Source organism: Exiguobacterium sp. 17-1 (assembly GCF_023096305.1).
Lineage (GTDB): Bacteria > Bacillota > Bacilli > Exiguobacteriales > Exiguobacteriaceae > Exiguobacterium_A > Exiguobacterium_A sibiricum_A.
Genome location: NZ_JALIGJ010000001.1, coordinates 540,444 through 564,811 on the forward strand (window position 1 = coordinate 540,444; position 24,368 = coordinate 564,811).

The window sequence follows — 24,368 nt, forward strand, 5'->3', positions numbered from 1 at the left end:
TACTAAAAAGTTGAGCGGATTATAATGGAATTAGATATTTTAGATGCGCTTGGCGAAGGCTGGACCCTTACGCCAGCAGGCGGAATCACGGGAGAAGCATATATTGCCTCGACCGGGCAGTCAAAACTCTTTTTAAAACGAAACTCCTCGCCATTTTTGGCGATTTTATCAGCGGATGGAATCGTACCGAAGCTGCTTTGGACGAAGCGGATTTATAGCGGTGATGTCATCAGTGCCCAACAGTTCATTGAGGGGCAAGAACTGGAACCGGAAATGATGGAACGACCGGAAGTCGCCCGATTGCTCGGGAAAATTCATGACTCGAAGGAACTGCTGTTCATGTTACAACAGTTGGATCAGCGTCCAATCGAGCCGGATGAACTTTTACGGCAGTGTCGGCTGTATTTTCAACCTGCTGAACTGGCACATCCGGAATTGATTGAACAGGCAATCGACTATCTGACTGAACAATTACCTTACGTTAGAACGGACGAGCAAGTCGTCTGCCACTCGGATTTAAATCATAATAACTGGTTGGTTGGAACAGATGGACATCTGTATCTCAATGATTGGGATGATGCCATCATCGCGGATCGCGCTTACGATCTTGGGATGATGTTATACAGTTATGTCGACGAAGAGTGCTGGCCGGAATGGTTTGCAAATTACGGACATCCGTTGACGGCGGAATTAAAACAGCGGATGTATTGGTACGTCGTGGCTCAGGCGGTGCTCTCGATTTATTGGTATGAAGATACCGTGCATCCTGATGCGGCAGAGAGTTATCTTTTCTTGGCGCAACTGCTCGAGATGGACCAAGAAGATTAAATCGATGTCATGTACTTTCAACACAACAAGCTTTTAACGATAAAAAAGGGGCTGACTCAAAAGTCAGTCTCTACAAAGATAAGGGTGGCAGAATTATAATCTGCCACCCTTATCTCGTAAAAAAAAGAATCACTCGCTACACGCAACTCCTGCAGGAAAAAGCGCATTTTTGCGCTTTTAGACAAACAAGACCCGCTTTCCTGCCTGAATGAGGCAGGAAAACGGGCTTGTGTCTCGCCTGAGGAAAGGGCGTGAAAGACGAGTGATTCTTTTTTTGATTCAGCCTCTTTTTTTAGCCTTCAGCAATCTTTATTTCTTTTTCAATATCGTGACTTTCGAGATCCGCTTTACGGTAGGCTTCTGTCGTCGGCAAACGTAAATCCAATCGCGGTTTTTCTTCGAACATGACTGTCACGTCTTGAACCGTATAGTCGAAGACGTGTCCGCCACCACTTCGTTCCTGATCGATGAAGTGAAGGTGGTAACCTGCGACTGCAATGCCATGACCGAATCGAGGTGTAAAGTAACCGGCCAGCGTACCGTCGATTTGTTCGAATGTTCGGGCGCTTTGTGTCGCGACAGCTTCGGTGATCGGACGGAATGGTTTTTCCTGTCGGGCGACTGTCCGTGTCTTGACCTCGGAAAATCGTCCTTCGATTCGTACGGCATAAAAGCTGTTAACGGTACTCAGTTGCTGACTTAACCAGTGTTCGAAATCAGCTTTAGTCATCGTTTGCTTCACGGATAATGACTGTTCCGGAACAAATCGTGTGAGAGAACAGAACGGCGTCGTCGTCTTCGGATCGAGCGGACGGGCACTGCCGTCCGACCGTAATTGATAAAAAGAACCGTCAAAACCAATCATTTCTCCGTCGAGATGATCAAATGTTCCGATTCCGAAATCATGTCCGGGAAGAATTGACTCGTAACGTGTCTCGCTTTCGAACACGCCGTCGAGTAAAGCCATCATTGTCGAAATCTGAAGTAACGTATCCTCGTGTTGCATCGCTTCCATCTCCTTATCAGTTCAGTTGATCCAAGTGTACTTCTTTGCCGAGTGTAATGTTATCGCTGTAGTCAATCGGGACATCCACGATGACAGGACCATCTGTTTTCCATGCTTCTTCCATGACCGAGATGAGCTCTGACGGATGATTGACACGAAGTCCTTTTGCGCCAAAACTTTCGGCATATTTCACTAAATCGACTTCACCGAACGATGTACCGGATTTTCGGTTATACTTCATTTCTTGCTGGAATGCGACCATGTCAAATCCGCTGTCACGCCAGACGAAATGGACGAGCGGGGCATTCAAGCGGACTGCCGTTTCCAGTTCCATCGCAGAAAAGAGGAAACCGCCATCTCCCGAAATCGAGACGGCTTTTTTGCCGGGACGAACGAGTGTCGCCGCAATCGCCCACGGTAATGCGACGCCAAGTGTCTGCATCCCGTTACTGAATAAAAGGTGACGTGGTTCGTACGAACGGAAGTGGCGGGCCATCCAAATATAATGTGAGCCCACATCGACTGTGACCGTTACATCGTCAGCAATTTGTTCACGTAACGTTTTCATAAAGTAAAGCGGATGAGTGAGGGGTGAGTCTTTGACGATTGGCGGGATGTCCCGTTCTTCCAACCGTTGTTGAAGACCACGTAAAAACTCAGTTGAACTCGCCGGGAATGTTAATGTATTCAATCGTTCTGATAAAGCATTGATGGTAGCTGCGACATCACCGACAAGCTCACGGTCAGGACGATAGAAATGATCAATTTCAGCCCGCATCTGATCGAGGTGGATTAATGTCCGCTCCTGAGACGGTTGATTCCAGAATTTCGGATCGTACCCAATCGGATCGTACCCGATTGATAAGACAAGATCGGCTTCAGCAAGTAAAGCGTCTCCCGGCTGGTTTCGGAAAAGTCCGACTCGGCCATAAAAATTGGATTCTAGCTCGCGCGACAGTGTACCGGCCGCCTGGAATGTCTGAACAACTGGAATCGAGACACGTTTCAACAAAGCGCGGATTGCTTCGACGACACGAGGTTGGCTTGAACGCATACCGAGTAATAAGACCGGTAACTTCGCTTGCTCAATTAATGTAGCCGTCTCATCAATCCATTCTTCTGGTGCGATTCCGAGTTTAGGTGTTTTGACGGCTTTAAACGAAGTGACGTTTGCTTCATTTAATCCGACATCTTGCGGAATGCTGACAAAAGCAGCACCTGATGTCGTTTCAGCCGTCCGGAAAGCATTGGATAACACTTCAGGAATGTTGTCGGCATCTTGAACTTCAGCACTGAAGTTCGTGATCGGTTTGAACAGTGCTTGGTTATCCATCGATTGATGTGTTCGTTTCAAACGATCGGCTCGTGTGACGGCGCCGGCAATCGCGACGACAGGGTCACCTTCTGAGTTTGCCGTGACAAGACCGGTCGCAAGGTTCGAAGCACCTGGTCCTGACGTGACAAGAACCACGCCCGGTTTATCCGTCAAGCGACCGATTGCTTGTGCCATGAAAGCGGCGTTCTGCTCATGACGTGCGACAATCAATTCTGGTCCGCGGTCTTGCAAAACGTTAAAGACAGAATCAATTTTCGCTCCAGGAATTCCGAAAATGTAATCGACACCCTGTTCGATGAGGGTATCAACGACCAAATCGGCCCCTGTTTTCTTCTGTACTAATTTTTTGGATTCGCTGTTTTGTTTTTCTTTCATTACAATTCTCCTTTTCTACCAGTAGTTTTGGTTGTTCGATAGCTGTAATATGAAAACTGTTTCGTAAAAAGTATACATCTGTTTTAGTGAGAAACCAAGGTGAATCGTTCAGAAACTAAAAAAGACACCTTGTGATTTACACAAGATGTCTGACACGTCAGCATTATTCCGCATTAACTTTCCCGAATGTCGCCCAAACAAAGAGGGCTGCTACACCCATGACAAGGACAATCGGAGAACCCCAGGCAATTAAGAAGTCATCCATCATTAAAACCTCCTTCAAGAAACTTTGTACTGTAAGTGTAGTAGATTGCTCAGTAATTCTCAAGTGACGATCTGCTGAACTTTCTTTTTGGCGTCAATCAAGAACATCTTATATATTTACCCGAATCATGATAAACTTATCTGCGGATAATTTAAGAATCGAAAGGATGAGCAGTATGCGTTTACGTCACAAACCATGGGCACTGGATTATATGAAAGAGCAATCCTCCATTTATATAGCAGACCCGTCGGCCTTAAAAGGAAACTGGTCGAATGAATTTAAAAATGAGAATCCAATTTACATCGAAGTCGGGTCAGGAAAAGGGGCCTTCATCACAGGGATGGCAAAACAGTATCCAGAAGTCAACTTCATTGCAATCGAGTTATTTGAGAGCGTTGCGGTCGCCATCGTTCAGAAGATGGTTGAAGAACCACTTGCTAACGTTCGTGTCTTGACGGTTGATGCAAAAGACTTGCGTGACTTCTTTGAAAAAGGAGAGGTTGCCCGTGTTTATTTGAACTTCTCTGATCCTTGGCCGAAATCACGCCATGCCAAACGCCGCTTGACGTATAAAACGTTTTTGGCGACGTATGAAGATATTTTACCGGAAAAAGGACAGATTCATTTTAAGACGGATAACCGGAAATTATTTGAATCCAGTCTGATGACGATGTCTGCTTATGGGATGACATTCGATTGGATGTCGCTTGATTTACATGCCAATGAGCCGGAAAATAACATCAGAACGGAATACGAAGAACGTTTTTCAGCACTGGGTCAACCGATTTATCGGATGGAAGCAACGTATACGAAATAATTTAGACAAAAAGTTTTCTTATTTTCCTAGCATTTCTTTCACACTTTTTTCTTATTAATTGGTACAATGTTGTTGACTGAAGAACTGTATTTACAGGTAAAGGGGGAAATTGGGGATGTGGCAAAAAAGCTTAGCCTTCGTAACAGCACTCTTTCTCGCATTGAGTATCGGACAATCGGTATTCGCTGCGATTGATACGTCATCTATGCAAAAAGCACTTGACGAGGATTTGAAGAGTACACATTACGACTATAAAAAAGGTTCTGTAGAAATTGAAGATCCAAAAACATTCACTGGTGAAAAAGGTGAACAGATTATCGGCGGAATCGCGGTAATCGAGACAGTTCGTGATGGAATCTTCATCACGATCAAACGTGAAATCCATTTCTTTAACGCAGACAGCGGTAAGTTACTTACAAGCGCAGATGCGGCTAAAGTAGACGGCGTCAAAGAATACATCGACAGCAACTCAGATAACCTGCACCAAAAAGTGGTCTACTGGTTGCCGATGTTGCTCATGTTATTAATCATTGCTGTACCAGCTATCATGCTATACGTTGTTGTACCGCGTCTGTATTCAACAACTGAATACATGAACCCGATCTACGAGCGTAATGATAACCCGCGTTAATCTTTTTTAAATCAAATGAAAATCCCTTGTCTGACCCGATTCGTTGGGACCGACAAGGGATTTTTTTAGACAAATAAAACGAGTAAAAAAGCGATGATGGCCGGAAGTCCTTGTTTGAAAAGAATCGAGACATTTGCAGTAGCTGCACCATAAAGGGCAGCGACGATGACACAGCCGAGGAAATACAACTGAACAGCCGGGGAATCAAGAATCAGTCCAAAAATCAGACCGGCAGCAAGAAAACCGTTGTAAAGACCTTGATTGGCGAATAATGTCCGGATTTGTGGATTCGAGACAGCCTCTTCTGTCAGTCCGAATGTACGCTTGGCAGACTTGGATGATAGAAGAAACATTTCAAGTACCATGATATAAAAATGTTCCACAGCGACTAGCAGTACGAAGAAGGTAGCGAGTAAAGACATGTCGGAGCTCCTTTCTTAAAAAAAGACCATACTCCGTCGATCGAAGTATGGTCCGTCTATTATGCGTATTCGAGTAAAGCACCTGTTTCCGCATCAACTGTGAATTGATACGTTTTTTCATCGTCACCTTCAAGGACCGAGATGCCACCTTTGTAGCTTTGGTAGTCACGTGACTCGTATGCGTACGCCTCTGGTGTTGCAGAGATCCATGCACCTTGGACACGTCCTTTTGCTGAAAATGTGCGTTTCGTGATTTCGAGCGCTTCCTCGGCAGAGAGTTGTTTGTTGTCGACAGCCTTCTTGACTGCGAAAGCGGCAACGACCGCTGCTGCGAGACCGATAATCCAATAGCGTTTTTTCATTAAAATTCCCCTCCTTACAGGTTCTATTCCTACTGTACCAAATAATTCGTCCAGTGAGAAACAAAAGGTTAAGTGATTGAAGCAAAATTTTGTATAATGAATGAACAGGGGGCGATACATATGAATGAAAAAACAAGAGACTTGTTTCGAACATTGACGGAATTAAATGGTGCGCCTGGATTTGAACACGATGTCAGACGCTTCGTGAAAGAGCGGATTGCACCGGTGACGGATGAAATCGTCATGGATGGTCTTGGTTCGATTTTCGGCAAACGGACAGGACAAGAAGATGGTCCAAAAGTTATGGTTGCCGGTCATATGGATGAAGTGGCCTTCATGGTCACACAGATTACGAAAAACGGCATGCTCCGGATTCAACCGCTCGGCGGTTGGTGGAGTCAGGTCCTGCTCGCACAGCGTTTCTCGATTTGTGGGGATAACGGCATCATTCCTGGTGTCATTGCCTCGATACCACCACATTTATTGACGGATGAAGTCCGGAATAAGCCGATGGCAATCAAAGATATGTTCATCGATGTTGGGGCAGACTCAAAAGAAGAAGCGGAATCTTTTGGTATCCGTCCGGGCATTCCGGCTGTTCCGTTCTTCCCGTTCACACCGATGGCTAATCCGAAAAAAATCATGGCGAAAGCTTGGGACAACCGTTACGGCGTCGGCATGGCAATCGAGTTGCTGGAAGAGACGACAGCATCGGATCATCCAAACGTCTTGTTCTCAGGGGCGACGGTTCAAGAAGAGGTCGGCTTACGCGGTGCACAAACAGCAACGAACCTGATTGATCCGGATGTTGCTTTTGTCGTCGATGCCTCACCGGCCAATGATGCGTCGGGGGATAAAACAGAATTTGGCCAGCTCGGTCAAGGGCCATTGTTACGGATTAAGGACAGCGTCATGATTTTATCGAAAGAAATGACAGATTATGTCCTCGACACGGCAGAATCAAACAAGATTCCGTATCAATACTATGTCGGTGCAGGCGGAACGGACGGAGGAGTCATTCATCGTTCGAACAACGGAATTCCGACGACGGTCGTCGGTCTTCCTGCACGTTATATTCATACACATGCCTCGATCATGCATACGGATGACTATGATGCGGCGAAAGAATTGCTCAAGAAACTTGTAACGCAACTGGATGCGACGACACTCGCAACATTACAAATTAAATGAAGATGATGGAAGAAGGATGCCTTTGTGCATCCTCTTTTTTTGTGTCCTAACTGTCTTGTCATATGAAAAACAAATGTATGACCTTTTTTTAGAGTTTGTTATAATGAATCTGATTTCAAACAGAAGGAAGTGGCATGTTGTTAAAAAGAAAAGGGATTTTACTTAGTCCGAAAGTATATTTTATTACAGTACTCAGTTATATGGCGTTAGGACTCTTCAGTTCTTTGATTATGGGATTAATTTTAAAGACGATTGGTGAAGGGTTGATTACAAGAGGAATCGGAGCGGGAATGCTCGTTACGGTCGGGGAACAGGCAATCGCGCTGACGGGACCGGCGATTGGCGTGGCTGTGGCATTTGCTCTCGAAGCTCCACCACTCGTTTTGTTTTCTGCCGTTGCTGTCGGTGCATTTGGTTATGAAGCAGGAGGTCCTGCCGGAAGTTATGTCGCAGCGGTCATTGCTACTGAAATCGGAAAATTGATTTCAAAGACGACGCGTCTTGATATCATCTTGACGCCATTCATTACGTTGCTCGTCGGTTTTGTGAGTGGTAAGTACGTCGGAGCTTGGATTGGAACATTGATGACCGATTTAGGAGAAGTCATCCGGTGGGGAACAGAAAGAGAACCCTTGATCATGGGGATTTTTGTCGCGACCGTCATGGGTCTCGCCTTAACAGCTCCGATTTCAAGTGCTGCCCTCGGTATCATGTTAGGTCTTGACGGACTGGCGGCCGGTGCTGCAACGATTGGCTGTGCGGCACAGATGATCGGATTTGGTGTCATCAGTTACAGGGATAACGGGATTGGTGGATTCATTGCACAAGGAATCGGCACGTCGATGTTACAAGTGGGTAATATCATTCGAAATCCATGGACGATTGTCCCGCCGACACTGGCGGGAGCACTGCTCGCACCGTTCGCGACAGTTTTGTTGACACTCGAAAGTAATCCTGAAGGATCGGGTATGGGGACAAGCGGACTTGTCGGTCCACTGATGATGCTAAAAACGATGGGATTTGAAGCGGAGTATTATTTAGCTGTCTTTGTTTTATGTTTCCTGGCACCAGCGCTGCTGAGTTATTTAATTTATCGGGCCCTGCATCGCATGGGACGGATTAAAGACGGAGATTTGAAAATCGAGTATTAATGAGAATATACTTGTTCATTGGCTTTTTGAAAGAGGCAAAGAAAGAGAAACAGGCGGTGGATGCGCATCCACCGCCTGTTTCTCTTTACATACGTATACTTACAGGGAAAAACCAAACGAGCTGGAGTAAAAACTTGTGAAAAAGACATACAAGTACAATAGATAGAGCGGAATCAAGTAACGCATCCGAACGATTGGTAATTTTCTGGCGAGCCGTTTCCCGATGGCTTCGAGTAACATGATGATGGCGAATCCGACCACAAGAAAAATAAGAATTTGAGGCAGGCTACGCTCGGAATCGATGAACGAATATCCATATCGGAGACAACTTGTCATGCCGACAAAACCTACAAATCGTTCGAAAGGATGTTTAACAGGTTGATCAGTCATAATAATTTCCTTTCAGGACATTTTCTAGTTGCAGTATAGCAAACAGAGCACCAAAACGCACAGAAACATTCGAATATGCTATGATGAACCCAATGAAAAAGCAAGTATTGAGGGAGTGTAACAGATGAAAAAATTAGAATCGAAAGTACAATTTGAACAAGCGAAACAAGAAAAATCGATTTTCCTCTTCTCGGCGGATTGGTGTCCGGATTGCCGGTTTTTAGATCCATTCATGCCGGAGATGGAACAGACGTTTAGTGAATTCAATTTTTATTACGTCGATCGTGATCAGCACATTGAAATTGCCCAGGAAATGGACATCTTCGGAATCCCGAGTTTCGTTGCGTATCGTGAAAATGAAGAGACGGGTCGTTATGTCGGAAAAGAACGAAAAACACCTGAACAGGTTACAGCATTTTTAGAAACAGTCTGAGACAAAAGCGAGCGCTGACTCGCTTTTTTTAATAGGAAAGGATGAAATGGATTCATGGAACTACAACAAATTCGTCGCCTTGTCACTGAGGCATTTGATACAACACAATATACAACTTATTTTGATCGAGAAAAATCGGTTCTTCGTATCGAACGGAAACAAGATCGGACAGGAGTCGATCTAGGGTTGAATCCACTTGTGGCCAAAGCGAAACGTCGCGGGGTGATAGCGGTCGAAGAGACGATCGAATACATCAAAGCTGTTTTGGAACAGACGGGACCGGTTTCGCTGATTGGTCATGAACAACAGGTCTTTCCTGTCATTCGGGCTAAATCTTTTGCAGATGAGACGAAAGACGGCAAGAAAATCATCAGTACCCCCCATACCGGTGAAACGAAAATCATGTACGCCCTTGATTTAGGTGCCACGTACCGGTTGATTGATGAAGAGTTGTTACAACGAGCAGGATGGACGACCGAACATTTGTCAGAGGCAGCTCGTTTTAATTTAAAAACACTGGATGCGCCTTTTAAGATGGACGAAGTAGCCGGGAACATCTTTTATTTCCTGAGTACGGGTGACGGATATGAAGCGAGTCGTGTCTTAAATAAACAATTATTGAGCGATTATGCCGAAAAAATGACAGGAGAGTTTGCAGTCGGGATTCCGCATCAGGATGTACTGATTTTTGCCGATATTCGAAACGACGCAGGATACGATGTTTTACAACAATTAATGTTTGACTTCTTCACGAATGGACGGGTTCCGGTAACGGCACTTCCATTCATGTACGAAGAAGGTAAACTGGAACCGGTCTTCGTCCTTGCAAAAAACAAGCATCCGAAAAGTTGAATAATCTGCTACAATAGGCATTGTGAGAAAGTTTGAAGGGAGTCATGGATTGCATGAATGTTTTTTATAATAAAGAAGGTGTCGGAGACGTCTTGATGGTCATCTTAGCAGATGCACCACGCGCTGAAATCACTGCCGAAAGAAAAGGCGATGTAGCAACGATTTTCCATGGCGAAGACGTCATTGGCTATAACATCTTCGAAGCATCAAAGCAGTTTGAATTGAATGCTGTAGGACCGGTCGAATTGACACCGGAACTTGTTGAAACGGTTCAACGCGTACTAGGAGAAAATGGAATCGATTTCGAAGCGCGTGAAATTGATTATTCACCTAAATTCGTAGTGGGATTTGTAGCATCTGCTGAAAAACATCCAGATGCGGACAAGTTGTCGGTCTGTCAAGTAGAAGTGGATGGTCAGACACTGCAAATCGTCTGTGGGGCACCAAACGTTGCTGCCGGACAAAAAGTAGTAGTCGCTAAACCTGGCGCCGTCATGCCGTCTGGGTTAATCATTCGTCCGTCCGCTTTACGTGGAGTGGCTTCTAGCGGAATGCTTTGTTCTGCACGGGAACTCGCATTACCGGATGCACCGCAGGAAAAAGGAATTCTTGTCCTTGAAGATACTGCGAAAACGGGAGAAGCATTTTTAATCGGTCGATAATTCGGCCGATTTTTTAACAAGATGGAGGGGTGAGGGAATGAGCAGTCGTTATGAACAGTCGTTAAAGGAACAGGCAGCACGAATTCGACGTGAATTAGCAGGCGAAAAAGAAACAAAACCCGTCGAACGTCCTAAAAAAGAAGAGCGTGAAGATCGTTTCGTGTTGACGGATGTTCCATCGCCTATTTACGGATTCCAACGACCTAGAAAGCAACGGTCGATCCAAGAGGAAATCCACTCGGACGAATCTGAAGTCGGTGTTTCAAGTGTGCATGAAGAGGAAAAATCAGAAGAGTCGCTTGAACATGAGGCAGAGGAATTGAACGAAGAGTCGCGGATCGAGACGATGGAACAGACGGATCTAACCGAAGCGGATGCTGGCTTAGTACCGACGACAGATTCAGATATCCTCGTTCCAGAACCGACAATCGAAGAAAATTCTCCGTTAGACGATGTTTCGGAAGAACAAGTCAAAGCACAGGCGGCGACTGAAAATCATCTTCCTGCAGCAGACGATACTGTTAAAGTAACGGAAGATCCTGTTACAGAAGAAATCAGCGAAGAAGATACGATTGAAGAAGCAACAGCGGAGACTCATGTGGAAGAAAAGCCTGAGATGACTTTGGAAGATCAATCTGTTCATGAAGAAGATACGGAAATCGTCCAGTTATCAACAGGTGTTGTACACGTTGATTCTCAAACGGAAGAGCCGGTCACGCAGATAGAAGAATTGCATTCTGCTGAAAATGAGTTAGTCGATAAAATCAAAGAAGAAAATAGTGTGGCCGAAGAAGCGCTGACGAATCAGTCGGTTCAAATCAAAAAACCGGTTGGTCCGCCGGTAAACGTCGTGATGACGACGAAGGACTTGATGGCCATGTATCGTGCACGTCGGGAGCAAAATAATTTAAATGGTAAAAAATAAGTCGGTTTGCTATAATGGTACAGGTTTTGTACCCAAGCCCGATGGTACGGACCGGAACGTGAATTGGAGGGCTCATATATGACAAACTATCATTTTGTAGGGATTAAAGGAACAGGGATGAGTGCACTCGCCCAAGTACTGCATGAAATGAATCATCAAGTACAAGGTTCTGATATTGACAAGCATATTTTTACAGAAGATGCCTTGCGGGCAAAAGGAATTCCGTTTTTCCCGTTTAGTGCGGAAAACATTAAAGAAGATCAAGTCATCATCCAAGGAAATGCTTTTGGGGATGATCATCCAGAAATTGCTCGGGCAAAGGAACTGGATTTAACGATTTATCATTATTATGATTTCTTAGGGTATTTAGCAGATGAGTATCGGTCTGTCGCCATTACCGGTTCGCATGGTAAAACATCGACGACTGGTTTACTGTCACACGTTTTAAGTGGCATTACACCGACGGCATTCTTGATTGGTGACGGAACCGGTGCTGGCGTTGAAGACGCAAAGGCGTTTGTCTTTGAAGCGTGTGAATACAAACGACATTTCTTATACTACAAACCGGATTATGCGATCATGACGAACATCGATTTTGATCATTCGGATTACTTCACGGGCATTGATGATGTCGTATCCGCATTCCAGGAGATGGCGATGCAGGTTAAACAAGCAATCGTGGCTTGTGGAGATGACGAACATCTACAAAACCTTCAGGCGAATGTTCCAATTCTCTATTATGGTTTTGGCGAAAACAATGATTTCCGTGCAGAAAATGCAACGTCGACTCCAGATGGAACATCGTTTGACGTGTATCTTCGGGATGACTTCTACGGGACGTTTCTGATTCCTGGATTTGGTCGACACCATGTCTTAAATGCCTTGTCTGTCATCGCGATTTGCCAGTACGAAGGACTAAACAAAGACGAAGTCGCAGCACGTCTGTCTACATTCGGCGGAGTTAAACGTCGTTTTAGTGAATCAACTTTCGGTTCGCAAATTCTTGTTGACGATTATGCGCATCACCCGAAAGAAATCAGTGCGACGATTGAATCAGCACGCAAGAAATATCCGGATCGTGAAGTCGTAGCGATTTTCCAACCGCATACGTATACCCGCTTGAAGTCATTCATGGATGATTTTGCGACATCGTTACGCGAGGCGGACGCCACTTATCTTTGTGAAATCTTTGGATCGGCACGTGAGCAAGAAGGTCAAGTCCGTGTAGAAGATTTACAAGAAAAAGTATCTGGATCTGATATTTTGACACGGGATAATGTATCAATTTTAAGTAAACATGAAAATGCAGTGCTGCTCTTTATGGGAGCGGGAGACATTCAAACGTATCAACACCAGTACGAAAACACGAAATAACATCCTGAGTAGAAACGGACGCTGACATTCATTTGTCGGCGTCTTTTTTTGTCAGTTTCGTGAAACAAAAAAGCTGAAGTGATTTTGATGCACGATGTTGTAATTTTTTGATTGCATCTTGAATTGATTTTTGGAATAGTGGGGGTATGTTATTTAGAAAGGAAAGACGTCATGGGACAAATCTTACTCATCTTACTGTTACAGCTGATTTACGTACCTGTTTTGACATTACGTACCATCATGCTCGTCAAAGGAAGAACAATCATTGCAGGTGTGTTAGGAACGGTTGAAACGCTGATTTATATCTTTGCGCTCGGTATTGTATTCCGTGACTTGACGACAGTCGGAATGATTGTCTACGCTCTTGGATTCGGTCTTGGTATTCTGATTGGAGGATTCGTCGAACGGAAGCTGGCGATTGGATACAATATGATTCAAGTTCACACACAGGAGTTTCCGGCAGAGTTGATTCAAGTCATCCGGGATAATGGATTCGGAGTCACACATTATCAAGGTCAAGGTCGTGACGGAATTCGCTATCGACTGGACGTACTGGCAGCTCGGACAAGAATGAAAGTGTTACGTAACCTGGTCGAGGAGTATGAACCGAAAGCTTTTCTTGTCGCTTTTGACTCGGTTGATTTCAAAGGCGGTTATATGCTCAAAGGATTGAAACGATCCCAGTAAGGAATTTCATACGGGACGTTCGAAGAATCTCTCATGAAATCATGTTTAAGTTTTGTTATTTAAGGATAAAGATGAAATAGAACAAAACACAGTTTTATGAGAGGAGAAATCGATAATGATTAGTAATCATGCTAAGACGGCTTTAAATCAACAGGTGGCAAACTATGGTGTGCTGTTTGTAAAACTCCATAACTACCACTGGTACATTAAAGGTCCTGATTTCTTGACGTTACATGTAAAGCTTGAAGAATTATACACATGGGTTTCGGAACAATACGATGTCGTGGCAGAGCGTTTGTTGATGAACAATGGAATGCCTTCTGCAACGCTGAAGGAATATTTGGAGCAAACGACGCTTGAAGAAGCCAAACCAGGTTTATCAGCAGATGAAATGGTCGAGTCAGTCATCAGCGACTTCCAACAGATTCGTAAGGAAATGTTGGATGCAATCGTACATCTTGAATCGCAGGACGTGACGGTGGAAGACGATTTGCTGGCACAAGCAAAAGAAATTGAAAAACAAATTTGGATGTTGCGCGCAACATTAAAAAAATAAGTCAAAAAAAACGGATGGCTGCATCCTATATGGAATGAGCCGTCCGTTTTTCCTTATTTTAAGTTTTCAGGATTCAAGACATCGAGTTCAGGTAAAACGAATCGACCATCTTTACGAATCAAGACATCATCAAACCAAATTTCTCCGCCGCCGTAATCAGGACGTTGAATGTTCACCAAATCCCAGTGGATGGATGAGTCATTTCCATTGTACGCCTCGGCATATGCTTGACCGGGTGTAAAGTGGAAACTACCATCGATTTTTTCGTCAAACAGGATATCCTTCATCGGGTGCTGGATAAACGGGTTGACACCGATTGCGAATTCTCCGACAAAGCGGGCGCCGGCATCTGTATCAAATACTTGATTGATCCGTTCCGTATCGTTTGCTGTCGCTTCAATGATTTTTCCATCCTTGAACGTCAATGTGACGTTTTCAAATGTAAATCCTTGATACGGAGAAGGCGTGTTGTAAGAGATGGTACCGTTAATAGAATCTTTGACCGGGGCGGTAAAGACTTCTCCGTCCGGAATGTTGGCATTGCCGGCACACTTGATTGCTGGAATGTCCTTGATTGAGAAAGCAAGGTCTGTTCCAGGTCCGACGAGACGAACACGATCGGTTTTATTCATCAAATCGACGAGAGGCGTCATTGCGTCACCCATCTTAGCGTAATCAAGCGTACAGACATCAAAGTAAAAATCTTCGAAAGCCTCTGTCGACTGGTTTGCCAGTTGCGCCATTGAAGTCGTCGGGAAACGTAACACGACCCATTTCGTGCCTTTGACACGATCTTCGGTATGCATCTTGCCGAGTGTTTTACCGTACAGCTTCATTTTGTCAGACGGTACGTCGGAAAGTTCGTTGATATTGTCTCCAGCGCGTAGACCGATGTAAGCATCCATCGCCTGCATTTGTTTTTGTTCGATGTCCGCCATCAATTGAAGTTGTTCTTCCGACGCATTGCGGTACAATTTCCGTAACACGCGGTTATCCTTTAAGAGGACGAATGGAAGACCACCGGCTTCATAAGCGGCATCAACGAGCGCTTCGACAAGCTCACGTTCAATTCCGAAGTTCTCGATCAAGACTTTTTCACCAGGAGCAAGTGCTACTGAATAATTGATAAGATTCGTTGCGAGTTGTGTTAGACGTGGGTCACGCATGAAAAGTTCCTCCTCAAAATGATGTATGTAGGTTTCATTTATCATTGTAACGGAAATAAACCATTTGGAGTAGCAGGAACCATTGCTTCTACGTCGAACTACCAACTAGACACTAGCAAAAGAAATTGGAGGCACGAACCATGGAAATTACATTAGGCGGAATTGCCGGATTGGTTGCTGCGATTGCATTCGTAGTACTCGTCATCTTCCTCGCACGCGTATTGAGCGCAGCAGGTAAGACACTTAACAACGTAGCTGATACAACAGCAGGGCTCGAACGTCAATTAGACGGTATCATGATGGAGACGACAGCGTTGTTACACAAAACAAACCGTCTTGTCGATACGATTGAAGAAAAAACAGAATTGCTTGCACCGGTTGCGAACTCAATCGAAGAATTGGGGACATCGCTCAATAAAGTAACAGATTCAGTTCGGACTGTATCTGACACGGTCGCAGGTGCTGCCGATACAAACAAAGAACAAATCGCACAAGCCGTCCGTTGGGGATCAGTCGCGGTTGAACTCTTTAAGAAAAATAAGCCTGAACCAGGCCAAGAAGTTTCATCTTCGACAACGGCTACGACGACAGTCGAAAAGAAACCGCGTCGCCGCTTCCGTAAAAAAGCAGAAACACCGGTCACACCGGAAGTCGTTTCTGTCCCGGATGTCGAGAGTATTCCAGATGAGTTGAAGGGAGATCGTTCATAATGACAAAACAACATCCATACCAAACACAAGATACTTCTAAAGGTGGCGGATTCCTTGCTGGTATCATCGTCGGTGGTTTAATCGGTGCAGCCGCAGCATTATTATCAAGTCCGAAATCAGGCCGTGAAATGCGTGGAATGCTCGATGAGCGGACAGCACCAGCGCGCCAACGTCTGAACGAACAGACGCAAGTCGTTCGTGAAAAAGCAGAACCACTCGTAGGAGAATGGATTCAATTAGCAAAAGATAAAGCAGCACCTGTCATTGAAAAAGCGAAAAAGAATCCGACCGTTCAAGAAGCGGCACAATACGCTGGTTTTGAAAAAGACCAATCGAGCATCGATGCTGCACTTGCAGAGGCGGAACAATTGGTCCGTGATATCGAACGTGAAATCGGTGACGAAGTGGACGGTGCTCCAGTAGCGGAACAACTTGATACTGAAACGGTTGCCGAGCTATCTGAATTACGTGAAGATCTCGAAGGGGAAGAGAATGAAGAAGATACAGAAGACGAGGACAATGATCCCCAGTCCAAATTAAGTCATGAAAAACAACCTAAAAAATAAGCAACCTTTTAGCGTACTCACTGACTTTAAATAGTGAGTACGCTTTATTTATGTACAATTTCACAAGAGTTCGCTATAATTAGTTGCTATTACGAGCTATATGCTGATTAGGGAGTGGTAGAAGAATGGATCAACATGCAGAATTAAAACGTTTACGGGATGAACTTGATTTAGTGAACGCTGAGTTGCTGGCGTTAATTAATAAACGAGGGGAAATAGCGGTTGAAATCGGTAAAGTAAAACGTGCCCAGGGAATCGATCGGTATGATCCGGTCCGTGAACGTCAGATGCTTGAATCGATTGCAGCGAGCAATCATGGTCCATTTGAAACAGGACGCCTACAGCACGTATTTAAAGAAATTTTCAAAGCCTCGCTTGAACTTCAAGGAGAGGATCGAACACGGAAGTTGTTGGTGTCTCGAAAACAAAAACCGACGAATACGATCATTCGTATCGGGGATGATGTGATTGGTGACGGTTCCCAACAATTAATTGCAGGTCCGTGTGCGGTCGAAAGTGAGGAACAGGTCTTTGAGGTGGCAGAACAACTTGCGAAACATGGTGTCCGCTTCATGCGCGGCGGTGCTTACAAACCGCGGACATCACCATATGATTTCCAAGGTCTTGGATTAGACGGATTAAAAATGTTGAAAAAAGCAGCTGATGCCCATGGTCTTCATGTCATCACTGAAATCATGACACCAAGCGCGGTCGAGTCAGCTCTGCCTTATGTGGACATCATTCAAGTCGGTGCCCGCAATATGCAAAACTTCGACTTGTTGAAAGAAGTAGGACGAACGAACAAGCCGGTTCTGTTGAAACGGGGCTTATCGGCTACACTTGAAGAGTTCATGTACGCTGCTGAATACATCATGGCAAGCGGGAATGAACAGGTCATCCTATGCGAACGCGGAATTCGGACGTATGAACGGGCGACCCGCAATACACTCGATATCTCTGCCGTTCCGATTCTAAAACAAGAAACACATCTTCCGGTCATGGTGGATGTGACCCATTCGACGGGCCGTAAAGATTTACTTCTTCCGACTGCAAAAGCAGCATATGCCATCGGAGCAGACGCCGTTATGGTAGAGGTCCATCCGTTTCCGGCGCTTGCGTTATCGGATGCGAACCAACAACTAGATTTTAATGAGTTCGATTCGTTCATCGAGAATCTGACTTCTACTTTTCCGGCACTAAACGTTCAATGATTTTCTAAAAAGGCTGTTCTTTAGCGAATGAAAACGTTTTACAATGAGGGAAGAATGGGAAAAGAAAGTTATCTTTTCCTGTCTTCCTTTCGTGTTGCCTAAAAATGAAAACAAGAATGAAAACAAAATGGTTGTCTAAAATAAGGAGGAATTTGTTTTGAACAGTAATATAACGATTTATGATGTAGCCCGGGAAGCGGCCGTCTCCATGGCGACCGTCTCGCGTGTAGTAAATGGAAATCCGAACGTCAAACCGTCGACGCGGAAAAAAGTACAGGATGCCATCGATCAACTCGGCTACCGTCCGAACGCAGTCGCACGAGGTCTTGCCAGTAAGAAAACGACGACTGTCGGTGTCATCGTACCGGATATTTCAAATATCTTTTTTGCAGATTTAGCACGGGGAATTGAAGACGTTGCAACGATGTACAAATACAATATCATCTTATGTAATTCGGATCAAAATCCTGAAAAAGAAATTCATCTGTTGAATACGTTACTTGGTAAACAAGTGGATGGAATCATCTTCATGGGTGGACGTCTTCACGAAGATCTTGTCCGTGAATTTAAAACATCTCCTGTTCCAATCGTTTTGGCGGCTACTTTAAATCAAGATTATGATCTTCCAGCCGTTAATATTGATTACGAAAGTGCTGCGCATGATGCTGTAAAATCTCTGATTGACAATGGTCATAAACGGATCGGATTCATTACAGGTCCACTTGAACAACAGATTAACGGAGAAAAGAAATTTGCCGGTTACCGGAGCGCCTTGGAAGAAGCAAATTTACCGTTTGATGAGCAAAACGTTGTCCTTGGAAACTATACGTACGATTCAGGCATGAAGGCGATGAACCAATTACTTGAACTCGGTGATGCTTGTCCGCGTGCGATTTTTGCAGGGACAGATGAAATGGCGCTTGGTGTCATTCACGCTCTTCAAGACGCCGGTCATCAAGTTCCAGACGATTTTGAAGTCATCGGACATGATAATACCCGTCTTGCGACGATGATTCGTCCGAAACTGACGACGGTCGTTCAACCGATGTATGATATCGGGGCAGTTTCGATGCGTTTACTAACGAAGATTCTTAACAAAGAAGAAATTGAGACAAATGATGTAACGTTACCACACCGGATTGAAAAACGTGATTCTACACGTTCTTGATGAAACAAAAAAGTCTGTTCTTTTTCAATCGAAAAAGAACAGACTTTTTTTATGGTCATGGCTTAACTAAAATCGTTTGGTCTTGATGGTGATGCAATTGATCATTCTCGACATGAAGGCGGATAATTGTCTCCCCTGGGTGTGTCAACGAAACTTCGCCTGCATATTGATCCGATTTTTTAGTGAGCGGCAGATACGTATGTTTTTCGACACCCGGTTCGATGACTTCAATTTGAACATCTGCCTTGAGCGGTTTTCCGTTCAGGAAGACATGAAAGGAGACGGGTAGTTTTGCCCCGGCTTTCATTGTTTTAGCGCCCATATAATGAACAGATAATCCTTCGACGGTAGCGTGTTCATGTGCCTGTTCAGTCGTGTTCTTTTTCGTGTCTTCATGCGAGTGATCCATAACGACGAATGAGATCTTATCCATATGGTGAAGTCCGTTTTTATCATTGATATGATAAAGTCCTTCATATTCGCCTTCAGCAAGCTTGGCTTCGGCTTGATAAGTACCTGTCTTTTTTAATGCCGCTTTAAACTTTTGATGAACCGCTTCTTTTTCATCAGCTTTCCAGACTTCAAAAGCTACGTTTTCCAGATTAACAGCCTTCTTATTCTCAAGTGCTGTCGCTTGGAAAACCACTTTTTGATTTTCCATCGTCTTCGCTGGTACATCAACCGTGACGTCGACTGGTTTTTTTCCGGATCCTTGCATTGTATCATGATCCATCGCTTGTTTGTCATTCGCGCATCCGGCAAGTAAAAGTCCTGTCGCGAAGAACATCCCCATGAAGCTCATTGTTTTTTTCTTCAACACGGATTCCCCCAATTTTCGTTTACTAAATAAAGTAATGAAAGCTTATTCAGTATAACAAGAACTTGTGAAGTGCCCGCGAAGTAATTGTGAAAAGAACAAGACATTTTCAATCGTTTGAATAAGGCGAGGAGAACGATAAGTGTTCTTTTTTAGAATCGTCGACAAACGGCCACAGTAATCGTTTGACAGTCTCCCAGTTTTTTTCTTCAATTTCCGGCCGGCGAGGAATCATCGGGTAAAGCGGAACAGGGTCGGCCCACGTCATTGGAACGGTTGGACTTTCTTTCTGCCATCGCTTAATCCATTCTTCCGGAAGGTTTCCCCGAAAAGGAGATTTATTTGTCAAAGCGGCAAATACTTGACTCCAGGCGCGGGGGACGACACGGTACCAGTCATAACCGCCACCACCTAAAGCTACAATCCGGCCGCCTGTGTACCGGTCAGCAGCCTCAACAGCGATTTGTGGAATCTGTTCGTAGCTCTCCATCGTTAACGACAGATGGGTCAAGGGATCAAGTGCATGTGCATCCGCGCCATTTTGAGTAATGATCAAATCCGGTTTAAAGAGTTCGCACGCTTCAAACAAGACTGTCCGGTAGGCATGTAAAAAAGAAGCATCTTCCGTAAAGGCGTCAAAGGGAACGTTCCAGCTCCATCCATACCCTTCCTCTGCGCCACGCTCCGTCACCATTCCGGTTCCGGGAAACAAATAACGTCCGGTTTCGTGAAGCGACAACGTCATGACATCCGCCCGATTGTAAAAAGCCCACTGAACCCCATCGCCATGATGGGCATCGGTATCAACATATAAAATCCGACAGTTATATTTTTGAATCATAGCTGCCATCGCGACGGCAGTATCGTTGTAGATACAAAAGCCGGAAGCCCGTCCCCGGAAGCCATGATGCAGACCTCCTCCGATATGAAACGTTCGCCGGTATTGACCGGACAGGACCAGTTCACAGGCTTCGATTGTTCCGCCGACAAGTAAGGCCGCACTCTCATGCATCTGATCAAAAAGTGGCGTGTCTTCGGTTCCTAATCCGTACATTTGAGCCTTCATTGGAGAGAGTTCGCCGTGTCCTGCGAGTTTCACCGCCTGTATGTAATCCGGATCATGAATCAACGATAATTCCTCGTCTGTTGCCGGACGGGGGGCGATGCAGTCGACATTCTCGAGAGCACCGGTTGCTTCCAATAAGGACAGTGTTAATTCGAGACGGATAGGATTAAACGGATGGGAGTCGGAGAACCGGTAGGCGGCCTCTTCTTTGCTATAAAGATAAGCAAACTCTTTCATCGGCTCATATCAGGACCGACCACGTCAAATCCTTCCTTTCGTAATTTTTCGATGACACGAATTGGATTCATCGTTTGGACACGAAAAGCGACGATTCGGACGTACGGGTCGTTTGTCGGATAGACTAAGACATTTAAGATGTTAACGTTTGTTTTCGCCAGGAGTCCGGCGATTTTAGCAAGCGTTCCTGCCGTGTTTTCGACGCGGACTTCGATTTGTGAACTCGGTTCGAGTGCGCCGGTCAATTGGACGAAGGTCCGCAACAAATCCGTTTCTGTTATTAGACCGACCAAGCGACGTCCCCGAACAATCGGAAGACAGGAGAGACGGTGTTCGTAAAACAAGACGGCCGCATCTTCGATGAAGTCAAGCGGATGAGCCGTAATTGGTGTTCGTTGCATGATGCTAGAAACGGCATTTTGCTGATCATTTAAAAAGGTTTCCGGGTGAAAGACGCTGCTTGCACTTTGCATCTCCCGCAGACCAATCAAGCCTAGCAGTTCCTGTCGGGCATTCGTCACAGGCAGGTGACGAATCTGGTGACGGCGCATCAACTCAGCGGCATGAGCAATCGAGTTTGTAGGTTGAATAGTAATACAATGTGTCTTCATGATTTGTTCGATTAACATGCGAGCCCTCCTTAATCGTACATGAAGCGACGACGGAGCCGTAACGCATCAAAATGCGCAACGACTTCAGGTGCGACATGTTTACCGATCCGTGCCATCAAACAATTGGCAGGATGCGAGGCGATTTCTGGATCATCCGTCGGGAAAAAGACCAGACCACCGTGGTTCATCATTTTTTCCATGATTTTACGATAGTCCCAAACGGATAAACCACTTCCTTTTAAATCCCAATGCCAATAATATTCTGTCGTTAAAATTAAATACTGTTCCATCGCTGGGTCAAGCATCGAAACTTCGAGAAGCTTTTTACCGATTTGCTGCCCACGAAAACGGGCGGCTACTTCGATGGCGCCGAGCTCTAGAATATACGGATTGTTCCCCTCGCTCCATGTCTCATAAGGGTCGGGATATAGAAAGGTTACATAGCCGATGATGTCATTTCCTTGTCGTGCGATGATGATACGTCCTTCTTCCAAAGCAGCGATTTCAACGAGTGCTTCAAGCTGTTCCGCGGGTTGTCGAAAAGCTGTTAGCCCTGGATCAAGTGTATAAGTAGCAAGTACCTGGCTTGTGACCGGCCCTTCAATTTCCACTGGACCAAGCGATGTTTCATGAGTACGATGATTGAATTGTTTTTCAAACATGTAAGCGTCACCACCTTCCTGTTCATTATAATCGAAAGCAGAGAAAGAAAGAGAGGGATTTTTTAACAAATTGGCGGCAAATGGATTGAACTACACGATAACTAGCTTATAATGTAGGAGAGAACAGCGAAGGGGAGGAACGAGACATGAAAGTTTTGAAAGCGCTTCCGGGGAAGCATTGGTTATCCGAATATGATGGTTCAGATTCATATGATTGGCAAGAAGCGGAACAATATTTTTCGTGGTCGACGACGGGGAAAGTCAATATGGCCTACGAAGCAATCGATCGTCATGCTGAAGGTGAACGTGCCAATAAGACGGCACTGATTTATTTCGACGGGACAACAGAACAAACATTTACGTATGCCGATATGAAACGAATGACAAATAAAGCGGCCAACGTCCTGAAAGAAGCAGGCGTCGAAGCAGGAGATCGAATTTTCATTTTCATGCCACGTTCTCCGGAATTGTATTTTGCCTTACTCGGTGCTTTGAAGGTTGGTGCAATCGTCGGTCCGCTATTTGAAGCATTCATGGAACAAGCAGTCCGGGATCGCTTACTGGATTCGGAAGCAAAAATGCTGATTACGACAAAAGCTTTATTACCGCGGGTTCCTGTTGATGAACTGACATCACTTGAACAGATTTTGCTAGTCGATGACGCCGTCGAGGAAAAGGATAAAATTAAAGATTTCCGACTGGCTTTTAGTCAAGCGTCTGAATCGTTTGAGCCGGTTTGGCTTGACCGGGAAGACGGTTTGATTCTTCATTATACATCGGGTTCGACCGGGAAACCGAAAGGCGTTTTGCATGTCCAGAATGCAATGATTCAACATATGATGACAGGGCGATGGGTACTCGATTTACAAGAAGAAGATGTTTATTGGTGTACTGCTGATCCAGGGTGGGTCACGGGGACGAGCTACGGTATCTTTGCACCTTTCTTGAACGGTGCGACAAATGTCGTTGTGGGCGGTCGTTTTAATCCGGACTTCTGGTACAGTATCATCGAAAAATATAAAGTAACAGTGTGGTACAGTGCACCAACTGCTTTTCGGATGTTGATGGGTGCTGGTGCGGAAGTCGCGAATACACATGATTTGTCCAGTTTACGGCATGTCCTTTCGGTCGGGGAACCACTGAATCCGGAAGTCATCCGGTGGGGTAAAGAAGCTTTCGATCAACGTATTCATGATACGTGGTGGATGACTGAGACCGGTGCAATGATGATCTGTAACTACAAATCAATGGACATCAAACCAGGATCGATGGGGAAACCGATTCCGGGAACGAAAGCGGCGATTGTAGATGATCAAGGAAACGAGTTACCTCCTTTCCGGATGGGGAATTTAGCGTTAAAAACACCATGGCCATCGATGATGCGGCAAATTTGGAACAATCCACAAAAATACGAGTCGTATTTCTTCAAAGGATGGTATGTATCCGGCGATTCAGCTTATATGGATGATGAAGGATACTTTTGGTTCCAGGGTCGTGTCGATGATGTCATCATGACTGCCGGAGAACGTGTTGGACCGTTCGAAGTAGAAAGCCGCTTGGTTGAACATCCGGCTGTTGCAGAAGCGGGTGTCATCGGGAAACCGGATCCGGTTCGTGGTGAAATCATTAAAGCCTTCATCTCATTAAGAGATGGTTATGAGCCGACAGAAGAACTCAAACAAGAAATCCAAAAATTCGTCAAAGAGGGGCTGGCAGCTCATGCGGCTCCGCGTGAAATCGACTTCCGCGACAAACTGCCGAAAACACGCAGTGGTAAAATCATGCGTCGTGTCTTAAAGGCTTGGGAATTGAATCTCGAAGCTGGAGATCTTTCGACGATGGAAGACTAAGTTTATCTTACAAAAACAGACCACTTATTTCCGGAAACATC

At 45.1% G+C, this 24,368-nt stretch carries 28 protein-coding genes; 17 read left to right on the top strand and 11 right to left on the bottom strand.

Annotation, left to right across the window (positions count from 1 at the left end; all coding sequences use genetic code 11):
* The first annotated feature begins 24 nt into the window (after positions 1 to 24).
* Positions 25 to 828: a phosphotransferase family protein gene (locus tag MUN34_RS02630; protein ID WP_247856821.1), complete on the top strand. Its 804-nt coding sequence runs from the start codon at positions 25 to 27 to the stop codon at positions 826 to 828.
* A gap of 292 nt (positions 829 to 1,120) precedes the next feature.
* Here the strand turns inward: MUN34_RS02630 and budA are convergent, their stop codons facing one another.
* The 3 genes from budA to MUN34_RS15995 all read right to left on the bottom strand — a co-directional run bounded on the left by budA (position 1,121) and on the right by MUN34_RS15995 (position 3,810).
* Entirely contained in the window at positions 1,121 to 1,834 is a 714-nt protein-coding gene (gene budA / locus MUN34_RS02635) for an acetolactate decarboxylase (protein ID WP_026827694.1), read from the bottom strand.
* Between the two features lie 16 nt (positions 1,835 to 1,850).
* Complete coding sequence (gene alsS / locus MUN34_RS02640) at positions 1,851 to 3,545, bottom strand: acetolactate synthase AlsS (protein ID WP_026827695.1); 1,695 nt, start codon at positions 3,543 to 3,545, stop codon at positions 1,851 to 1,853.
* 163 nt (positions 3,546 to 3,708) lie between these two features.
* On the bottom strand, positions 3,709 to 3,810 hold the full coding sequence (locus MUN34_RS15995) for a cytochrome bd oxidase small subunit CydS family protein (protein ID WP_426353925.1): 102 nt from the start codon (positions 3,808 to 3,810) through the stop codon (positions 3,709 to 3,711).
* Positions 3,811 to 3,985: 175 nt separating this feature from the next.
* Here MUN34_RS15995 and trmB point away from each other — a divergent pair, with 175 nt between their 5' ends.
* Together trmB and MUN34_RS02650 are read left to right on the top strand one after the other, a co-directional pair.
* Entirely contained in the window at positions 3,986 to 4,627 is a 642-nt protein-coding gene (trmB, locus tag MUN34_RS02645) for a tRNA (guanosine(46)-N7)-methyltransferase TrmB (RefSeq protein WP_026827696.1), read from the top strand.
* Between the two features lie 115 nt (positions 4,628 to 4,742).
* Positions 4,743 to 5,258, top strand: a complete 516-nt coding sequence (locus MUN34_RS02650; protein WP_026827697.1) for a hypothetical protein — start codon at positions 4,743 to 4,745, stop codon at positions 5,256 to 5,258.
* A gap of 65 nt (positions 5,259 to 5,323) precedes the next feature.
* On the opposite strand, the gene MUN34_RS02655 is transcribed toward MUN34_RS02650, so the two are convergent.
* Both MUN34_RS02655 and MUN34_RS02660 read right to left on the bottom strand, forming a co-directional pair.
* Entirely contained in the window at positions 5,324 to 5,680 is a 357-nt protein-coding gene (locus MUN34_RS02655; RefSeq protein WP_026827698.1) for a DUF1304 domain-containing protein, read from the bottom strand.
* Positions 5,681 to 5,739: 59 nt separating this feature from the next.
* Positions 5,740 to 6,042: a PepSY domain-containing protein gene (locus tag MUN34_RS02660; RefSeq protein ID WP_012371126.1), complete on the bottom strand. Its 303-nt coding sequence runs from the start codon at positions 6,040 to 6,042 to the stop codon at positions 5,740 to 5,742.
* 120 nt (positions 6,043 to 6,162) lie between these two features.
* Between MUN34_RS02660 and MUN34_RS02665 the strand changes: the two genes are divergently transcribed.
* Together MUN34_RS02665 and MUN34_RS02670 are read left to right on the top strand one after the other, a co-directional pair.
* Positions 6,163 to 7,233 carry a M42 family metallopeptidase gene (locus tag MUN34_RS02665; RefSeq protein ID WP_026827699.1) on the top strand — a complete coding sequence of 357 codons (1,071 nt, stop codon included), beginning with the start codon at positions 6,163 to 6,165 and terminating at the stop codon, positions 7,231 to 7,233.
* A 134-nt stretch (positions 7,234 to 7,367) separates the two neighbouring features.
* Positions 7,368 to 8,384, top strand: a complete 1,017-nt coding sequence (locus MUN34_RS02670; protein ID WP_247856822.1) for a PTS sugar transporter subunit IIC — start codon at positions 7,368 to 7,370, stop codon at positions 8,382 to 8,384.
* 99 nt (positions 8,385 to 8,483) lie between these two features.
* Here MUN34_RS02670 and MUN34_RS02675 read toward each other — a convergent pair whose 3' ends face one another.
* Entirely contained in the window at positions 8,484 to 8,774 is a 291-nt protein-coding gene (locus MUN34_RS02675; RefSeq protein WP_026827701.1) for a hypothetical protein, read from the bottom strand.
* Between the two features lie 124 nt (positions 8,775 to 8,898).
* Between MUN34_RS02675 and MUN34_RS02680 the strand changes: the two genes are divergently transcribed.
* From MUN34_RS02680 to MUN34_RS02710, 7 genes are all read left to right on the top strand, one after another.
* Entirely contained in the window at positions 8,899 to 9,207 is a 309-nt protein-coding gene (locus MUN34_RS02680; RefSeq protein ID WP_247856823.1) for a thioredoxin family protein, read from the top strand.
* Positions 9,208 to 9,261: 54 nt separating this feature from the next.
* Positions 9,262 to 10,059 carry a DUF1444 domain-containing protein gene (locus MUN34_RS02685; RefSeq protein ID WP_247856824.1) on the top strand — a complete coding sequence of 266 codons (798 nt, stop codon included), beginning with the start codon at positions 9,262 to 9,264 and terminating at the stop codon, positions 10,057 to 10,059.
* Positions 10,060 to 10,112: 53 nt separating this feature from the next.
* Positions 10,113 to 10,721 carry a YtpR family tRNA-binding protein gene (gene ytpR, locus MUN34_RS02690; protein WP_247856825.1) on the top strand — a complete coding sequence of 203 codons (609 nt, stop codon included), beginning with the start codon at positions 10,113 to 10,115 and terminating at the stop codon, positions 10,719 to 10,721.
* 37 nt (positions 10,722 to 10,758) lie between these two features.
* Entirely contained in the window at positions 10,759 to 11,646 is an 888-nt protein-coding gene (locus MUN34_RS02695; protein ID WP_247856826.1) for a hypothetical protein, read from the top strand.
* A 78-nt stretch (positions 11,647 to 11,724) separates the two neighbouring features.
* The gene (gene murC, locus MUN34_RS02700; protein WP_026827706.1) at positions 11,725 to 13,020 is read left to right on the top strand and encodes a UDP-N-acetylmuramate--L-alanine ligase; all 1,296 of its coding nucleotides are present in this window, start codon (positions 11,725 to 11,727) and stop codon (positions 13,018 to 13,020) included.
* 171 nt (positions 13,021 to 13,191) lie between these two features.
* Positions 13,192 to 13,707, top strand: coding sequence for a DUF2179 domain-containing protein (locus tag MUN34_RS02705; protein WP_026827707.1), 516 nt, complete (start codon positions 13,192 to 13,194; stop codon positions 13,705 to 13,707).
* A gap of 115 nt (positions 13,708 to 13,822) precedes the next feature.
* Positions 13,823 to 14,263 carry a Dps family protein gene (locus MUN34_RS02710; protein ID WP_026827708.1) on the top strand — a complete coding sequence of 147 codons (441 nt, stop codon included), beginning with the start codon at positions 13,823 to 13,825 and terminating at the stop codon, positions 14,261 to 14,263.
* Positions 14,264 to 14,316: 53 nt separating this feature from the next.
* Here MUN34_RS02710 and MUN34_RS02715 read toward each other — a convergent pair whose 3' ends face one another.
* Entirely contained in the window at positions 14,317 to 15,429 is a 1,113-nt protein-coding gene (locus MUN34_RS02715; RefSeq protein WP_026827709.1) for an aminopeptidase, read from the bottom strand.
* A 140-nt stretch (positions 15,430 to 15,569) separates the two neighbouring features.
* On the opposite strand from MUN34_RS02715, the gene MUN34_RS02720 reads away from it, so the two are divergent.
* The 4 genes from MUN34_RS02720 (at position 15,570) to ccpA (ending at position 19,084) form a co-directional block, all read left to right on the top strand.
* Entirely contained in the window at positions 15,570 to 16,139 is a 570-nt protein-coding gene (locus MUN34_RS02720; protein WP_026827710.1) for a DUF948 domain-containing protein, read from the top strand.
* Complete coding sequence (locus MUN34_RS02725) at positions 16,139 to 16,705, top strand: YtxH domain-containing protein (RefSeq protein ID WP_034769743.1); 567 nt, start codon at positions 16,139 to 16,141, stop codon at positions 16,703 to 16,705. The genes MUN34_RS02720 and MUN34_RS02725 overlap by 1 nt, the downstream gene beginning before the upstream one ends.
* A 125-nt stretch (positions 16,706 to 16,830) precedes the next feature.
* Positions 16,831 to 17,916, top strand: coding sequence for a bifunctional 3-deoxy-7-phosphoheptulonate synthase/chorismate mutase (locus MUN34_RS02730; RefSeq protein WP_026827712.1), 1,086 nt, complete (start codon positions 16,831 to 16,833; stop codon positions 17,914 to 17,916).
* A gap of 157 nt (positions 17,917 to 18,073) precedes the next feature.
* The gene (gene ccpA, locus MUN34_RS02735) at positions 18,074 to 19,084 is read left to right on the top strand and encodes a catabolite control protein A (protein WP_026827713.1); all 1,011 of its coding nucleotides are present in this window, start codon (positions 18,074 to 18,076) and stop codon (positions 19,082 to 19,084) included.
* Between the two features lie 55 nt (positions 19,085 to 19,139).
* Here ccpA and MUN34_RS02740 read toward each other — a convergent pair whose 3' ends face one another.
* From MUN34_RS02740 to MUN34_RS02755, 4 genes are all read right to left on the bottom strand, one after another.
* Complete coding sequence (locus MUN34_RS02740) at positions 19,140 to 19,904, bottom strand: FixH family protein (RefSeq protein ID WP_247856827.1); 765 nt, start codon at positions 19,902 to 19,904, stop codon at positions 19,140 to 19,142.
* 106 nt (positions 19,905 to 20,010) lie between these two features.
* Positions 20,011 to 21,204, bottom strand: a complete 1,194-nt coding sequence (locus tag MUN34_RS02745) for an acetoin utilization protein AcuC (protein WP_247856828.1) — start codon at positions 21,202 to 21,204, stop codon at positions 20,011 to 20,013.
* Positions 21,201 to 21,833, bottom strand: coding sequence for an acetoin utilization AcuB family protein (locus MUN34_RS02750; protein ID WP_026827716.1), 633 nt, complete (start codon positions 21,831 to 21,833; stop codon positions 21,201 to 21,203). Before MUN34_RS02750 ends, MUN34_RS02745 begins: the two co-directional genes overlap by 4 nt.
* A gap of 11 nt (positions 21,834 to 21,844) precedes the next feature.
* A complete protein-coding gene (locus MUN34_RS02755; RefSeq protein WP_026827717.1) occupies positions 21,845 to 22,477 on the bottom strand; it encodes a GNAT family N-acetyltransferase in 633 nt (210 codons plus the stop codon).
* 146 nt (positions 22,478 to 22,623) lie between these two features.
* On the opposite strand from MUN34_RS02755, the gene acsA reads away from it, so the two are divergent.
* Positions 22,624 to 24,327, top strand: a complete 1,704-nt coding sequence (gene acsA / locus MUN34_RS02760; RefSeq protein ID WP_026827718.1) for an acetate--CoA ligase — start codon at positions 22,624 to 22,626, stop codon at positions 24,325 to 24,327.
* The last annotated feature ends 41 nt before the right edge of the window (positions 24,328 to 24,368 follow it).